The 16,667-nt window shown below is 58.1% G+C and carries 12 protein-coding genes; 3 read left to right on the top strand and 9 right to left on the bottom strand.

All coding sequences use genetic code 11. The annotated features are described in order from the left end of the window. Positions 1-131: 131 nt before the first annotated feature. Positions 132-3,560 carry a PVC-type heme-binding CxxCH protein gene (locus K227x_RS05310; protein WP_145168566.1) on the bottom strand — a complete coding sequence of 1,143 codons (3,429 nt, stop codon included), beginning with the start codon at positions 3,558-3,560 and terminating at the stop codon, positions 132-134. Positions 3,561-4,043: 483 nt separating this feature from the next. Between K227x_RS05310 and proS the strand changes: the two genes are divergently transcribed. After that, positions 4,044-5,552, top strand: coding sequence for a proline--tRNA ligase (gene proS, locus K227x_RS05315; protein ID WP_145168568.1), 1,509 nt, complete (start codon positions 4,044-4,046; stop codon positions 5,550-5,552). Between the two features lie 16 nt (positions 5,553-5,568). Here the strand turns inward: proS and K227x_RS05320 are convergent, their stop codons facing one another. The 5 genes from K227x_RS05320 to ispF all read right to left on the bottom strand — a co-directional run bounded on the left by K227x_RS05320 (position 5,569) and on the right by ispF (position 9,971). Next, positions 5,569-6,060, bottom strand: a complete 492-nt coding sequence (locus K227x_RS05320; RefSeq protein ID WP_246146548.1) for a thioredoxin family protein — start codon at positions 6,058-6,060, stop codon at positions 5,569-5,571. Positions 6,061-6,223: 163 nt separating this feature from the next. Next, positions 6,224-6,847 carry a Holliday junction branch migration protein RuvA gene (gene ruvA, locus K227x_RS05325; RefSeq protein WP_145168569.1) on the bottom strand — a complete coding sequence of 208 codons (624 nt, stop codon included), beginning with the start codon at positions 6,845-6,847 and terminating at the stop codon, positions 6,224-6,226. Positions 6,848-7,047: 200 nt separating this feature from the next. Then, entirely contained in the window at positions 7,048-7,542 is a 495-nt protein-coding gene (gene ruvC / locus K227x_RS05330) for a crossover junction endodeoxyribonuclease RuvC (RefSeq protein WP_145177302.1), read from the bottom strand. Positions 7,543-7,646: 104 nt separating this feature from the next. After that, positions 7,647-9,269, bottom strand: a complete 1,623-nt coding sequence (gene cysS, locus K227x_RS05335; protein ID WP_145168570.1) for a cysteine--tRNA ligase — start codon at positions 9,267-9,269, stop codon at positions 7,647-7,649. Between the two features lie 204 nt (positions 9,270-9,473). Beyond that, complete coding sequence (gene ispF, locus K227x_RS05340) at positions 9,474-9,971, bottom strand: 2-C-methyl-D-erythritol 2,4-cyclodiphosphate synthase (RefSeq protein WP_145168571.1); 498 nt, start codon at positions 9,969-9,971, stop codon at positions 9,474-9,476. Between the two features lie 97 nt (positions 9,972-10,068). Between ispF and K227x_RS05345 the strand changes: the two genes are divergently transcribed. Then, on the top strand, positions 10,069-11,079 hold the full coding sequence (locus tag K227x_RS05345) for an ABC transporter ATP-binding protein (RefSeq protein ID WP_145168572.1): 1,011 nt from the start codon (positions 10,069-10,071) through the stop codon (positions 11,077-11,079). Positions 11,080-11,171: 92 nt separating this feature from the next. Here the strand turns inward: K227x_RS05345 and K227x_RS05350 are convergent, their stop codons facing one another. Further along, positions 11,172-12,362: a phosphorylase family protein gene (locus K227x_RS05350; RefSeq protein WP_145168573.1), complete on the bottom strand. Its 1,191-nt coding sequence runs from the start codon at positions 12,360-12,362 to the stop codon at positions 11,172-11,174. Between the two features lie 161 nt (positions 12,363-12,523). Here K227x_RS05350 and K227x_RS05355 point away from each other — a divergent pair, with 161 nt between their 5' ends. Beyond that, positions 12,524-13,300, top strand: a complete 777-nt coding sequence (locus K227x_RS05355; RefSeq protein WP_246146555.1) for an exodeoxyribonuclease III — start codon at positions 12,524-12,526, stop codon at positions 13,298-13,300. A gap of 64 nt (positions 13,301-13,364) precedes the next feature. On the opposite strand, the gene K227x_RS05360 is transcribed toward K227x_RS05355, so the two are convergent. Then, positions 13,365-14,795, bottom strand: coding sequence for a sulfatase-like hydrolase/transferase (locus K227x_RS05360; protein ID WP_145168575.1), 1,431 nt, complete (start codon positions 14,793-14,795; stop codon positions 13,365-13,367). Positions 14,796-14,856: 61 nt separating this feature from the next. Further along, positions 14,857-16,434: an arylsulfatase gene (locus K227x_RS05365; protein WP_391540442.1), complete on the bottom strand. Its 1,578-nt coding sequence runs from the start codon at positions 16,432-16,434 to the stop codon at positions 14,857-14,859. Positions 16,435-16,667 lie beyond the last annotated feature (233 nt).

Raw genomic sequence — 16,667 nt, forward strand, 5'->3', positions numbered from 1 at the left:
GCGTGGGAACCGTGGCAAGGCCGCCGTTGCCTATTCGTGTGATTCGTGATTTGGCTTTTTACAGGCTCACCACATCGCCGCCCAGTTCGAACTAGGGGCGATGGATTCCGTCACGTTGGCATGTCGCGGAACTAGTGGCCGGCGGGTTTGGATTGGCGAATGAAGTGAATCAGGTCACTGAGTTGCTCGGGTGACATCACTTCGCCAAAGTTATTGGGCATCAAAGACAGCCCGCCATCACGCCGCTGCTCGATCGCGTCGACATCGATGGAAATTGGTTTGCCCGTCGCATCGACGATGGTGACTGAATCGTCGGTTTCCGAACGGATCAAACCGACGATCACCCGCCCGTCGTCGATCAACACACTGGTGGTTCGAAACGCCTGGTCCACATTCAGGTTGGGCACCACGATGTCTTCCAGCAATCGGGCGACGCTTCGCGCGGCGGCGCCGTCTAGCTGAGGACCGACGACGGCACCGACCCCTTGGATTTGGTGACAGGCGACACAGTGTTTCTGGAACATTTGTTGACCCGGTTCCAATTGGCCAGAGAGCTTCGGTACCGATACGTACAGTTCCGCCAAAAGCTTGCTGCTAGCAGAATCCATGTCGACGCCGTCCGTGATCGCGGCGATTCTGGTCTGTTGGTCAGGCGTGGCTTTGGCCAGTAACGGTTGACTGACACCGGGGTCGGCCAGCACGGCTGCGCCGATCCAACCGGCTTCTGACATCGCGACCAATCGTTCCACGTCGGCGCCGCTGGAAACCCATGCGGTGGCAAACTGGATCTGCTGTGCGACCGACAGTCGCTTGCAAACGGACTGCGTGACCTTTGCAATGGCATCGGTATCCCCCGATCGGACGGCGGCGATCGCTTCGCGGATCGATGATCGGGCGGGTTGCCAGCGGCAGACGGACTGAAGGGTCAACGCGTCGCCTGGTCTACCCTGGACGCTGGCAATCGCACTGGCAATGGATGCTTGGGCGATCGGTCCGTCGATTCCACGATCCATCCGCTGCTGCAGCGGCGGGATTAGTTCTGTCATCCCCAGCCGCTTCATCCATTCCACGACGGTGGCGACGGATGAATCTTGATTGGCAAAGGACAGTGATTTTGGCGTCGCCGGATCAAACGCTATCCATGCATAGGCGGAACCCGAATCGCCGTCGATGACCCTTAGTCGAACATGGGTCCCCTGGATGTCAGTGGTGTCCCACTGGATCCACTTGGCGATGTCGCTGCGCGGTGGAAACGCTTCGCGAATCACTTCGCCATTTTCCGCGGTGACCAATTGGACGCGGTTCTTTTGATGGTCGTCGTTTTCGGGATGGCTGTTATGCCCGGCCAGCCAAAACGAGATTGAATCGGACGCCACAAAGTAATCGCTGGACATATCGCCGGTGTACTGCTCGGACCGTGACAAACTGCTGCGCAGTCGCCGTGTTTGTTGGTCGTCGCTGGTTCGATCTTCGAAAGACCAAGCGGCTCCGTCGCTTGTGGATCCATCGTCCCTGGTCGACCACTGCACCATTGGGGCGGCGTCGTTCATCCGGCGAACTTGGTCCATCAACAGTTCGATCGCCCAGTCGTGGATCGCGGGGGAAACGTGTCCGGGACGGGCGCCATCCGCCTTGCAGATCAGATCCAGTAGCCGCCACCTTTGTCGGGACGTTCCATCGGTCATTCGACGTGCGATGGCGACACACGATGGCAAAGAATCCCGACCCGAATACGTGGCTGCGTGCATCAAGTATCGTTCGGCATCCGCATCATCGGGATGTTCATCCAAGTATCGAAGCAGGATCTGAGCCGACGTTTCGTTAGGGATCGTCAACAGGATCGGCAACCAGGCGGGATCGATTTCACCGGCCCATACCGGCGAATCGATGGGCTCTCGCATCATCAAGGAACGCAGGGCGATACGAATGCTGTACTGCAGAACGGGATCGGTGTCGGGGACCTCGGCTAACAATCCAGTCAACGGTTCGACGTTGCCGAAGCCGCCATGCAAACCAGCAAACTCCGCCGCAGCCCGTTTCACGTGCGCGTTGCGATCACGCAGCGCGGTCGGCAGCAAAGATATAAATTTCGTAGGGGCGTCCGTTTCGCACGCCTGATGCCAAGCCGCCACGCGTACCAGCGGTGACGAATCGCCGATGTCGGCAAGAATCTGTTCGGCGGACATGGCCACATTCGCCGCATCGGTGGCACCCGAATGGTTGGGCAGCGTGACGCTGTTGTTGGTGGCATGGTCGGTTGCCGCACTGCTTTGCGAACCACCCGTGTATCGAATCTGCCAAATGCGTCCGCTGCTGCGGTCGCGTCCCGGGTGTTCCAACGGGACTTCGTAGTGACCGATGATCTTGTTGTAAAAGTCGGCGACATAGATGTGACCATCGGGCCCCATCTGTAAATCCACTGGTCGAAACCACGGGTCGTCGCTGGTCATGAAATCCGGTTGCTCGATTCCGCGCGCGGTTGCACCCTGGAACGACAGCGCGTTGCGATTCAGTCGCGATGTCATCACGTTGCCGCTGATGAACTGTTTGCGTAGCGGTTCGATGGGGGAATTCGGGGCGACATACACCAGGCCGGAAATCGCCGTGCTGCCGTGCAAATGGTCGATCATCGGGGGCAGGAACCCCAATCCGTTGTCGGGGCGACCAAAGCTGGGATAGCAGGCTCCGCGGATCAACTGGGACACCGGCTTGCTGTGGCAATCGGCCGAATACAGATAGCCCCAATGGTCCCGGGTCATGCCAAACGGATTGACCTGGCCTTGGGTGTAAAGTTCTACACGGCTGCCGTCGGGGCGGAATCGGAACGTATTGCCCGAATGCAGGGCGACGGTGTTTCCATCGGTCCCGGCGACACTGCTTTGATTGTTGAATCCATGGCAGGCATAGATCCAGCCATCGCCACCGTCACGCAGCGAATTGACCAGCCCATGCGTATCGCGAGTGGTGTCAAAGGGGCCAAGGACGACGTCGCGACGATCGCAAACCCCATCGCCATCGGTGTCTTGCAAATACCACAGGTTCGGGATGCTGAAACACAGGCAACCGTTGCCATAGGGCAAGATTCCGATCGGGATACTCAACTTGTCAGCAAACTTCGTGAATTGATCGGCCCGTCCGTCCCCGTCGGAATCTTCCAGGATCATGATCGCGTCCGACGGTTCGGTACCCGCCGCTGCTGGGTAGGGGTAATCGACGCTTTGCGTGACCCACATCCGGCCGCGGTCATCGATCGCCATGTTCAGGGGTTTGGCAATGTCGGGTTCGGCGGCAAATAGCCTGATTTCGAAGCCTGGTGGCAGATGGAAACCGAGTCGCTCGTCTTCGGGAGATCGCCAATCGGTCGGACGCACGCCTTCGCCGTAAACCTCCGCGGCGGTGGCCGGTTCATCCACCACCAAAGAAGCGACCTGAAGATCCGCGGCATTGGTTGTGCCCAGAAGAACGCACAAAACGAGAACGCACAAAACGGGAACGCTTAGCACGGGAACGCTTAGCACGGTGGCGATCGCCAACTGGCAATGAATACGACACAGGATCATGGGCAGTCTCGTTGCGAATCAACGGATTCCCCGCGACGATCGATTGCCAGTTTCAGCAGGCCATCGAAAGGGGGAAGGTTGTGGGGTGGGCGGTCCGCTTTGTCGGCTGAAACCGTCGTTTTGGTGGGGAATCCGTGCTCTGCAGGTCGTCGGAGGGTTGGTTCGGCAGGCCCACCGTGTCTGGGCAGCGGATGTGGGATCGAGTCGTTCCCACACGCCTAGGATAACCGCTGGGATGGGGCATCGGGGGCGGTAACGACGGCGTATCTGGCGGCCCGACCCAGGTCGTCTCTGGTCGCTCCACCCAGGTATCCAAACGGGCGTCCACACGGGGGGCATGCCGGTCCAGTGGATGGCCCCCAAGCCCGTCACGGATGGCCGCTTTGCCTCGTCACTTTTAATGGGCTGTTCAGATAGGCTTGGGGAAGCGAAATTCAGGGATCAACGAGTTTTCCGATTCCCGATGTTCCCGAAGTTTCCGTGATGGCAAAAGCACCTAAGACCGCGATCCAACCCACTCGCGCCGACGACTACCCCGAGTGGTACCAGCAGGTGATCAAGGCTTCGGATTTGGCTGAAAACTCGCCAGTTCGTGGGTGCATGGTGATCAAGCCTTGGGGGTATCGATTGTGGGAGAACATGCAGCGGGCGCTGGATGACATGTTCAAGGCCACCGGGCACCAGAACGCGTATTTCCCGCTGTTTATCCCGATGAGCTTTCTGGAGAAGGAGGCCGAGCACGTCGAAGGATTCGCCAAAGAGTGTGCCGTCGTCACTCACCACCGCTTGGAAGCGGACCCCAATGGCGGATTGCGTCCGGCCGGGAAATTGGACGAACCGCTGATCGTGCGGCCAACCAGCGAAACCATCATCGGTGCGACGTACGCCAAATGGGTCCAGAGCTACCGGGATCTGCCCATCCTGATCAACCAGTGGGCTAATGTCGTCCGCTGGGAAATGCGGACTCGGATGTTCCTGCGGACCGCAGAATTTCTATGGCAAGAGGGGCACACCGTTCACGCCACCGCCCAGGAAGCCATCGAAGAGACCGAGCGGATGGTCGATGTCTATCAAGACTTTGCCGAAAACTGGATGGCCATGCCCGTCGTGGTCGGATCCAAAACGGCTCACGAACGGTTCCCCGGCGCCGTCGACACGCTTTCGATCGAAGCGATGATGCAAGATCGCAAGGCACTGCAGGCCGGTACCAGTCACTTCCTAGGCCAGAACTTCGCCAAGGCACAGGAAATCGTCTTCCAGTCGGAAAGCGGCGAACGTGAATTTGCGTGGACGACATCTTGGGGCGTATCGACTCGTCTGATCGGTGCCTTGATCATGACCCACAGCGACGATGACGGGTTGGTCCTGCCACCGCGTTTGGCGCCGGCTCAAGTGGTCATCCTGCCAATCTATCGGGACGATGAACAACGCGCCGACATCTTGCAGTACGTCGAATCACTGAAGACTGAATTGATGGCCCAAACCTACGCCGGTGCCCCGATCCGAGTCGAGATTGACGATCGTGATATCCGCGGTGGCGAAAAGAAATGGCACCACGTCAAACGCGGTGTGCCGATTCGATTGGAAGTTGGCCCAAAAGATATGGAGAAGGGCGCCGTCTTCTTTGCACGTCGCGACCAACCCAAGTCGGCCGGGATGGATCGGACCGAATTGGTTTCGTCGATCGGCGATATCTTGGCCCAGATGCAACAATCGTTATTCGATGCGGCCCTGAAATTGCGTGAAGACAATTCACGTGTGATCACCAACGAAGCAGACTTTCGTGCCTTCTTTGAATCCGATGACGAAGACGCGATCGACGGTGGATTCGCCTACTGTCACTTCGCCAGTGAAGACGAAGTCGAACCGCTGCTAAAAGAACTGAAGGTCACGATCCGCTGCGTGCCGCGGGAAGACAATGACGAACCGGGAACCTGTTTCCTGACCGGCAAGCCAGCGGCCAAGCAAGCGATTTTTGCCAAGGCCTATTAAACCAACCAAGCGATTTCTATCGGCGGTTGATGATCAGATGCTTGGCTTCGCGTAGCAAGCTTTTCATCGCCGCGGCTGGTTGGTATCCCTGGCGGGAGGCAATGATTTTGCCTTCCGGAACCCCGATCAATGTCGTTGGATAGGCATCGATTTTGATGCGGTGCAGGGTCGACGAATTCTGTTCGGGCGACAACTCGATCGCGACAAAGTCGCCCGCTAAATCCTGCTGGACCGAACGATCACGCCACGTGTCGTTCTTCATCGCATTGCAATACTTGCAGGGGTCCGTGGTGATGTAGATCACCATCGGTACATTTCGACGACGCGATTCGGCCCAACCCGATTCCAGCGACGTATGCCAACTGATCGTGGGGCGGATTTCACTCTGCTGGGTTGGATAGCGTGCGACCGTGGTCGACGCACGCTGGGGCATCTCTGCCCAACCGGCCTGCGCAGACGCAAGCGAAATGACGATTCCCAATCCCACAATGACCATGAATCTTTTCACGGCAGAACTCCGGTGACTAGGCGGACTCGGTAAACAAGTCCGCAGCGGATGGTTGTTCGAACGACGGCGAAAAACTAAGTGCTTCGGAGCCGCGCAACAACCGCCTCTAAAGGGTGGGATCCAGCGATTAACCCGTCCTTGTCACCGGTACCTGATCGTGCGATCAGTGAGATCTTTGGTAGATCGCGGTCAGCAGCGACTCGGTATCCTTGAACTTTTTGCCGCTGGCGATCGTTTCGTCGATCAATTTGCGAGCGTCGGTTTCGCTGTGACCCAATGAGATCAGGGCATCGAAAGTTTCTGCGGTAATCTGTGATCCGCCTTCGATTGCCTCGCCCGCCGCGTCGCGATCGACCATCAATGCGAAGCGTGGCATCTTGCGTCGCAGCTTGGCAATGATCCGTTCGCTGGTGGCCGGGCCCACGCCGGGCAGCGCCGATAGCTGTTTGGTGTCCTGCTGTTCGATCACGGTGGCCAGTTCTTTCACCGGCCGGACCATGGCTCGAAGTGCTTTCTTGACGCCGACTCCGTCAACGCTGCAGAACAGATCAAAGAATTGCCGTTCGGGTTCGGTCAGGAATCCGATCAGTCGAGGAGTCATGCGGCCGCCCTGCAGGCCGCCTTCGATGTAATCCAGCGTGTGGAAACGGACTTCTTGTCCGATCTTGCCCTGCAATTGCCGTCGGGTGTAGTCGGCGACCAGCACCTCGTATTCGAATGGAGCCGCTTCGATTGCGACAGAGGTTTCGCCAACGCGAGCGAGTTTGCCTGAGATTGCAATGATCAAGTTTAGTTTTCCTTGGGAGGCACCGTGTTCCTATGGAAAATCGCGTCCACAGCTTCACGGTGTTGGCAGTTGGGTGACGGCCTGTTGATTGAATCCAGTTTCAAATTTGAATGTTAGCCGCCAGCCCCGGTTCTTGGCTGACGAAACCTAGGCGAGTGCCTAAGCTGCTAACGAAATCGACAAACCGTTGACCGGCGCCGCTAAGCGCCGGTCAGTTTTTCCATCATGGAACCTTGTCCCAAGTGGTGGCCACAGATTGCGATCGCCAAGGCGTCAGCAACGTCGGCTGGTTCGGGAATGGTGGTCAAATGCAGGTGGGCTTTGACGGCCAACTGCATTTGTCCTTTCGATGCCCGTCCGTTGCCCGTCATCACTTTCTTGACTCGCGTGGGCTCAAAGTGAGCCACCTGGATTCCACACTTGGCGGCAGCCAAGCAGATGACGCCGCGGGCATGTCCCATCAAAATGGCGGTGCGAGGACGTTCATAGTGCGAGAACAATTGTTCCAATGCCATGCTGGTCGGGCGATGCAATTGGATGACTTCCAGCACCCCCGAATAGATCTCGTCCAGTCGGGATTCGATGCTGGATTTGGCTTTGCTACGCACGATGCCGGCTTCGATCAGGCGGGGTTTCAGGCCATCGAATTCGATGACACCGTAGCCGGTCGTGTTCAGGCCAGGGTCGATCCCCAGGATGCGGCGCGGCGTTTCGGCCGGAGGTTTCCCAGCGTCCGGTTTGCCAGCGTCCGGGTTGCCAGCGTCCGGGTTGCCAGCGTCCGGGGTCGAGGCCTGGGAACTCACGAAGTCCGTTCCCAACTGGTGCCTTCTTTCTTGTCCAACAATGCGACGCCCAGCTCGGTCAATCGATTTCGAATGGCGTCACCGGTCGCATAATCCTTGCGCTCGCGAGCCTCTTTGCGAAGATCGATCAGCAGGTGCATCACGTCATCAAGCAATTGTGCGTCGGCTTCGTTGCCGCCGCCGGCTGCGATCGGAGGCTTGGCGAACAGGCCCAAGGTGCCGGCCAATTCGCGGATCACCGTGGCTGCCTTGACCAGCGATGTGGTGGCCGCTTGGGCGGGATCGGACGCAGCGGTCAGTTGGTGGGCGTCGATGTGACGGTTCAGAACTCGGATCGAATCAAACAGAGCGCTGATCGCCAGTCCGGTGTTGAAGTCGTCGTCCATCGCGGCCAAAAAACGTTGGCGGATGCCATGGATTTCGGTCAGCAATTCGTCGCCGGCGGGATCGAATTCGCCAGCCACGCGGCTGGTGGCCGGTTGCAATTCGTAAAACGAAACGCCTGGGATCGACGATGTGATTTCGTCAAATCGGTCAAACAGACGATAGAACGCTTCCAGGGACGTGCCGGCTTCTTCCAGGCCTTCTTCCCCGTACACGATGGTCGAACGGTAGTGGGTTCGCAGCAAAAAGAACCGAATCCGTTCGCCCGTGTGGTGGCGGATCAACGTGGACAGTCCGCCGGCACCTTTGCTGCGGCTGATCTTTCCAGCAGCGGCTTCTTCGGCGGACGTTTCCGCGGTGGCTTCGCGATCGCTCTTGCCGCCAACTTTGCCTTTCTCGCCGGCCCGCATCAGGCCGTTGTGCATCCAGTACTTCACCATCGGTGCCCCGTGGCAGCAACTGCTTTGGGCGCGTTCGTTTTCATGGTGCGGGAACATCAAATCCAGTCCGCCGCCATGGATGTCGAACGTGTCGCCCAGAATCTCGTGGCTCATAGCCGAGCATTCGATGTGCCAACCGGGGCGTCCTTTGCCCCACGGGCTGTCCCAAGCAATTTCGTCGCCTTTGGCACTCTTCCAGAGGGCGAAATCGCCGGGCGATCGTTTTTTGGCCGCCGCACCGCCGCCTTCGCCTTGTTGGGCGTCGACCGATCGGTTCGACAACTGGCCGTAATTGGGGTCCTTCATCACGTCAAAGAACACGTCGCCATCGACGGCGTAGGCGTGGCCTTTTTCTTCCAGGGTCTGGATGAAGCTGACGATCTGCGGCATGTGATCGGTGGCACGCGGCAGATAATCGATCTGATTGACGCCCAGTTCTTTCAAATTGGCCAAGTAGTCCGCAGTCATTTCGACCGCAATTTGGCTCATCGGGATACCGCGTTCGACGCTTTTATTGATCAGCTTGTCGTCCACGTCGGTGATGTTGACGACCAGGGTGACGTCGAAACCGCTGTAACGCAGGTAGCGTTTGACGGTGTCGAAAATGACCGGGCCGACCATGTGGCCGATGTGGGATTCGGCGTAAACCGTCGGTCCGCACAAATAGATGCCAACTTTGGGCGCCCGCAGCGGGATGAACGGTTCTTTGGTCTTGGACAGCGTGTTGTAGACGCGAATTTCCGGCTTGGTCTGGCTTTCGGGCATGGTCGTTTGGGCAGCAGGTGCGGTGCTCATGGTCAGATATCGCCGGCGGGGGCGCAGGTCAGTTCAACATAGCGGATGGGTCAAACCGCGGATTATAGGGAACTTGCCCCGATCGGCAGAGACCGTTTTTTTTCGCGGCGGTGGATTGGCGGATTGAGATCCGAAGCGCTGCCGCAGCCCCCCCCAATCCTCGCTTTGGGGGGCGTTTTCGGCGGCCACGATCAGCGGCGTGGTTCAAGCACGACGATTCAGCATCACGATCACGCGGGCGGCGATCGCGGCTGCGGTGCCGATTTCACCGATCCCTTCCCCGGTCTTGGCTTTGATGCTGATCTGGCCGATTTCGATGTCCAACGCCTCGGCAATTCGCGTCCGCATCGCGTCGATGTGCGGCGCCATCTTGGGGCGTTCGGCCAAGATGATGCAGTCCAGATTGACGATTTCCATCCCGCGATGATGGACTCGGCGGATCGCTTCGTGAAGGAAATCCATGCTATCGCGGCCCTTGTTCTCGGGGGCGTGGTCGGGGAACAGTCGCCCGATGTCCTCTTCGGCGATGGCCCCCAGCAGGCTGTCGGTGATCGCATGCAGCAGCACATCGGCATCGCTGTGGCCGATCGAATGAATTTCGGCGGGCACGTCGATTCCGCCGATCCGAAGCGGACCGCCGTTGCCCAGTCGGTGCGAATCGTAGCCAAGGCCAACTCGAAATGGGGGGGGCGTTGCAGTCATCAAGATTCTCTGGGCCTATGGGCATGGGGCATGACGTCTACAATGATGCCGCTTCCGTCATCCAAGAACCAGCACCCCTCACGCACTCGCCATTCGCATGTCATTGATCGAAGTCCGCAATTTGACGAAGGCTTACCGCGTCTTCAAAAAAAAGGAAGGTTTGGGCGGCAGCGTCCGTGGTCTCTTTAAACGGGAATACAAAGAGGTCGAAGCGGTCAAAGGCATCGACTTGGATGTCCAGCAAGGTGAATTCGTCGCGTTCCTGGGGCCCAACGGAGCCGGCAAGACGACGACGCTGAAACTGTTGTCGGGCGTGATCAACCCGACCAGCGGAACCGCATCGGTGATGGGGTATGTCCCCTGGCAACGCAAAAATGAATACCGCCGCCGTTTTGCATTGGTGATGGGCCAAAAGAATCAATTGTGGTGGGACCTTCCAGCCAACGAATCCTACCGCCTGCATCAACAGATCTATGGCGTGCCGGACGACCAGTTCAAAACGACGCTCGACGAATTGACGGATCTGTTGGACGTGCGACGACTGCTTCGCCAACCGGTGCGTGAATTGTCGTTGGGCGAACGGATGAAGATGGAACTGATCGCCGCGATGTTGCATAGTCCCGAAGTGCTGTTCCTGGACGAACCGACGATCGGTCTGGATGTGATCGCCCAACACAACATTCAGAATTTCCTGAAGTACTACCAGGAAAAACGCAAAATCACGATTCTGTTGACCAGCCACTACATGAAAGACATCGCCGCGCTGTGCAAACGCGTCGTGATCATTGCCGGTGGGCGGATCGAGTACGACGGATCGCTGTCAGGGATCATCGACCAGTTCAGTGGGTTCAAAATCTTGACGCTGCAGTTCGCCGAGGGGCATCGGCCGGATCTGTCGGGGATCGGCGAAGTCCTGGACGAAACTTGGCCCAAGGCAAAAGTCCGGGTCGCCCGCGCCGACGTGCCACGCGTCTTGGCCGATGTGCTTCGAGACAATCCGATCGAAGATGTTGCCGTCGAAGACCTGCCGCTCGAAGACGTGATCGCCAAACTGTTTCGTGCCAGCAGCGAAAAAGCGTCGGCGCAGGAAGCCGCCGAAAGCCAATAGCATCCCCACGCCGATGATTGCCCCGCCCTCCCCTGCCCTGCACCGGTACACAAGTCTGCCAAACGCTCCCGTCGTCGTGGGGGCTGCGCCGCTTAGTTTCCGGAGCTGTCACTTGGCCCGCCCAACAAGGCTTCGCCCGGCCCGCGGATGTCGCTGTTGGGAAGCCCGTCCGGGAAACGCTTCTTGATCGATTCGATCGCCGTGACCGCGATGTCGATGTGTTTCCGTTTGCTGTCGTCATAGAACGCTTTTGCCGCGCCGGGCAGTTTCGGTTGCCCGTGCAGCGGTTTGTCGGAAACACACAGCAGCGTTGCACTGGGAATTCGATAGCGAAAACCGTTGGCTGCGACGGTGGCCGATTCCATGTCGACCGCGATCGAACGACTCGCCCGCAGATCATCCATCGTCCGTTTCAGCGTCAGTTCCCAATTGCGATCTGCCGTGGTGTAGACCGCACCGATGCGATATCGCTGGCCCGATTCATCCAACACGGCCGCCAATGCACGGTTCAGTTGAAAACTGGGGCTGATGGGCACCGATGGCGGCAGGGCCACGTCTAGGATGTGGTCCCCTCGCATGTATCCGGACGCCAGCACGAAGTCGCCGATGTCCTGGTGATTTCGCACGCCCGCACAGTGACCCACCATCAGCATGGCGTCGGGACGCAGCACGGCCAAATGGTCGGTAAAGTTCTTGGCATTGGACGGTCCCACGCCGATATTGACGATGCTGATGCCGCGGTTTCGAGTGTCCTTGTGATGGTAGGTCGGCATCTGGACGTCGTCGCGAAACGGACGCACGCAGTCGGGAAATCTTGCCGCGAAGGCTTCCATGTGCATGTTGTAGTTGGTCAGCAGGACGTACCGCTGAAAATCTTCGGCCCGTGTCCCGGTGTAGTGTTCCAACCGAGCGATGGAAAGTTCAGACCGTTCGGGACCGAACAAGAAGACTTTCTTGCGAGTCAAATCGAAGTCGGTTTCGTCCAGCAATTCCAACAGCTTGGGCGAACTGAGGTCGATCCGGCGACGTGAGCACTCGATCGTGATCTCGGCCCCGCGGCGAGCCAATTTGAATAGTTCGCGGCGCAGGTACCAACGGTAGGCGCTGGGTCTGGCGATCTTGCCCGACAATTCGGGGTTGTGCTTGGACCAATGGCGAAACACGGTGATCTTGGAATAGAAGCCGTCGCTGAAGTTCTGTTCCATCTGTTTGCACGACGCTTCAATTTGTAGGCGAAGTGCGTCGTCGGCAAGGCTGGCGTCAATCTTGATGGTGTTGCTCATGCCCCAATTGTGAACGATCGATCGTGGTCTGAACACTCGCCCAAGATGGCGATATACGGTACACCATGGTCTCTTGAAATCGCTTGGCCCGGTTCCACCAGTCGCCGTTTCCAAGCGTCCTTTCACCGATACGATTTTTTCCACTGAATTTGATTTACGACATGAAGTTGGTTTCCTGGAACGTCAATGGCATCCGCGCGGCGATGGACAAAGGGTTGCGGCAGTATGTCGAAACCGATCATCCCGACATCCTGTGTCTGCAGGAAGTCAAGGCACAGCAAGAACAAGTGGAACTGCAGTGGGCCGACGATTTGGGCTATTACCAGATTTGGAATTCAGCGCAAAAACGGGGCTACAGCGGTACGTCGATCTGGAGCAAGGTAAAGCCCAAGAAAGAAGTTCTGGGGATCGGGATCGACGATCACGACAGCGAAGGACGAGTGATCACGGCAACCTTTGACGATTTCCATCTGGTGAATGTCTACACCCCCAACGCCCAACGGGGATTGGCCCGGTTGGACTATCGGATGCAGTGGGATCACGATTTCTTAGAGTACGTGAAAAAACTGAATCGGCGCCGCCCGGTCATCTTCTGTGGCGATGTGAATTGTGCTCACCAAGAAATCGACTTGGCCAACCCCAAAGCGAATCGCAAGAACGCGGGTTTTTCAGACCAAGAGCGGGCTGGATTGAATCGAGTGGTCGAGGCTGGTTTTGTGGATTCGTTTCGGCATTTCGATCCTAGCCCTGAAAAGTACAGTTGGTGGACCTACCGCATGAACGCTCGCGCCCGGAACATCGGGTGGCGTTTGGATTACTTCTGGGTCGCTGACAAGCTCATGCCGCGAGTCAAGGCGGCGGCGATTCGAGATGACATTCACGGTTCCGACCACTGCCCGGTCGAACTGGTCCTCCAGCCAGCTTCGCCCTCGGCCTAACAGCAAACAGGGCAGGTCCTTTTTGCGGCGGCGGGGCGGAAAAGAGTCCTGACACCTTTTCGGGCTAGGGTTTGTCGTGCGGAGTCCATCCCGGACGGCCTCGGCGGTTCTTGCGAACGGTCTGTTCCCATGCCGCGAATTGGTCTCGCATCCGTTCCAGTTTGTCGGGCCGTTGTTGGCTCAAGTCATGCTTCTCGGAGAGATCGTCACCGAGGTCAAAGATCCATTCTCGCGTCGACGTCTTCCCGCCTGCGGATGATTTGTGTTGACGAACGTATTTCCAATCCCCGTCGCGAACACCGCTCCATACCAACGGATCACGCGGCTTTCGCCAATACAAAGTGCGCGCCAGCGGCGGTTGTTTCGATGCAGCCAGAGCGAAGACGTCGATTCCATCCAGCTTGTCGGAATCCATTTGCGTGGGACCCGCTGCGGCCAGGATCGATGCCGTCAAATCAAACGTGATCGTGACCTGATCGCTGACCGTCTTGGCCGGCAGATGCCCGGGCCACCGCGCGATCAGCGGAACCCGAATGCCGCCTTCGAATGCTTGCCCTTTGGAACCGCGCAGCGGGGCATTGCGGCTGGCGGCGGTTCCCCCGTTATCACTGGCAAAGATCACCAGGGTGCGATTGGTCAGCCCGGATTCGTCCAGCGCGTCCAACACACGCCCGATGCCTGTATCCATCTGTCGAACCATCGACCGATAGACGCCTGGTGGATCATCGCCCTGGTTCCACAGTGGAGAATCCGGTGGCAATGGATCCTGCGGTGCGAGGCCCGGCGGTTGATACGGCGTGTGAGGCGCCGTGTACGGCAGATACAAAAAGAATGGTCGTTCGGCCTCGCTTCGTTGACGAACATACTGCACCGCTTGGTCGGTGATCATGTCGGTAAAGTAGCCCTGGCGTTCGACGGGCTGGCCGTTGTGAAATAGGTTGTAATCCGCGGCCGAATCGATGTAGTGGTAATAGTCCATCAAACCGCCAATGCAGTACAACGCTTCGTCAAATCCGTGCATCTGCGGCGAAAACTGCGATTCATATCCCAGGTGCCACTTGCCAAATAGGGCCGTGTCATAGCCGCGTGTGGACAGCCGGTTGGCCAACGTCGGTTGATCCGCCGGCAATCCCAATTGGGACACCATCTGCAATCGCACGGCATCGTCGTAGCGGCCAACATTGCCGACCCCGATGGCGCACTCCATCCCACCGACGCGTTGTTGATATCGGCCCGTCAGCAGTGCGACGCGTGTGGGCGAACATTCCGGTCCGTTGGCGTAGGCCTGCGTCCAACGAACGCCTTGCCGTGCCAATCGATCCAGTACCGGACTGGCCTTGGGATCATTGCCGTAACAACCCAGGTCGCCATAACCCAGGTCATCGGCAAGGATCAAGACGATGTTCGGCGGTGTGGCGTTGTCAGGCGCTGCCGCCGACACCACGGCGCTGCCGATACCGATTGCAAGGATCTGCAACAGAAACCCAAATTTCATGACGGGTGCCTTCAAGGGATAGTCGTTCGGTACGCAAAATCGGTCGCAGACGCACGTGTCACTAGGGGTTTTTGTCCTGGCTGCGCGTTGCATCAAGCAGGAATTGGTCTCGCAATTCGATCCAGCGATCCTGCATGGCTTTTACTTTTTCGGGATGCGCAGAGGCGAGGTCGTTTTGTTCGGCGCGGTCATTGGCAAGATCGTACAGGGACCAGTTCGCCTTGTCCGTCTCGTTAGCAGCCTCCTTGGATTGTCCCCACGGAAACTCTCGCGAAGCATTGGAGTGAATGATCTTCCAATCCCCTTGTCGCAAGGCGCGATTGCCTTCGTGATAGAACCAGACATCTTCATGCAGCGTCGTGTCGTCGCTCTGCAATGCGGACTTCAGACTCTTGCCGCTGATCGGTGGTGCGTCGTTGTCGGGAAGTTCAACACCCGCCAAATCCAAGATCGTTGGTGCAATGTCAATGACGTGCGCGATCGTGGAACGAAGCTCGTTTTTCGCAGCAATGCCGTTGGGCCAATGGGCGATAAAAGGAGTGGAGATGCCGCCTTCATGAACCCAGGTCTTGTGTCGGCGAAAAGGAGTATTGGCGGCGCTGGAAAACCCTGGCCCCAAGCACAAGTACGTGGCAGCGGACCCGGGCGCGGCCGACGGATCATGGCCTTCGCCACGCACCATCATTTCGGCGCTTGCACCATTGTCGGACAGGAACAAGATCAACGTGTCCTGCATCGCTTTCATCGAACGCAATTGCCCGAGGATACGACCGATTTCTCGGTCCATCCGATCAATCATCGCGGCATGGATGGCCATCTTGGTGGCTTGAAACCGTTGCTGCTGGGCGGTCAGTTGGTCCCATGGCAACGGACGATTGATCTCCCCGGGACCCAGCAACGCAATCTGATCGGGGAACGCGTAGGGTGGCCCCACGTTCGGTTCCACCGCAGATAGTTCCGCATTCGTGATGCCCAAGTTTCGTTGGCGATCGTGTCGTTCTTTCCGTAGTGCATCCCAGCCTTGGATATAGCGATCTCGATAACGATCGATATCTTCGGGCAACGCATGCAGCGGGAAATGGGGCGCATGGAAGGCGACGTATTGAAAGAACGGACGGTCGGAAAATTCCGTCTCGTGCTGCTGCAAGCATTCAATCGCGTGGTCCGCCGTCGCAATCGTGCGATAGAAATCCGGATCACGATCCTGTCGCTTGATCGAATCAAAGAATCCCGGGCTGCGAGTCGCTTCATTGGAAAGGTCGAATCCGTTGGCCGTCGGTTTGCCATCGACATGCCATTTCCCCGAGTGATAGCTGCGGTAACCCGCCGGATGCAGATATTCGGCAATCGTTTGAGCCCACTCGGGGCGTTTGCCGCCGCCGCCAAAGCCTCGGGGAGCACCGGGCATCGCGTCCCTGCGGATCTGTTGCGGGTAGTACCCGGTCAGCAGCGATGAACGTGTCGGCCAGCAACGAGCGGTGTTGTAGAACTGTGTGAATTTCAAGCCACCGGCGGCCAGGCCGTCCAGGTTCGGTGTGGCAATTTCGCCGCCATAGCAGCCCGCGTCCGAGAAGCCCATGTCGTCAGCAATGATGACCAGGAAATTGGGGGACCCCGCGGATAAGTGAGCGGCCGACATCGTGGCGATCGCGATGGCCAGAATCCAAGACGGCATCAGAACGTACGGACTGCTTGACTTCATTTTCTTTTCAGTCGATGGAGTGGTGGGTTAGCCGGCCTAGTCTAGACCGGTTCGGAATCGATACTAGGAATCCCTGCCATACAGCGGGCCGGCCAATTTGCCGCCGATTTTAATCCATACTGAGTCGAGGAGTGCGTCACGACGGTAACCAGTCCTCTGGTCGGGATCGC

The organism is Rubripirellula lacrimiformis (genome assembly GCF_007741535.1).
GTDB classification, from domain to species: domain Bacteria; phylum Planctomycetota; class Planctomycetia; order Pirellulales; family Pirellulaceae; genus Rubripirellula; species Rubripirellula lacrimiformis.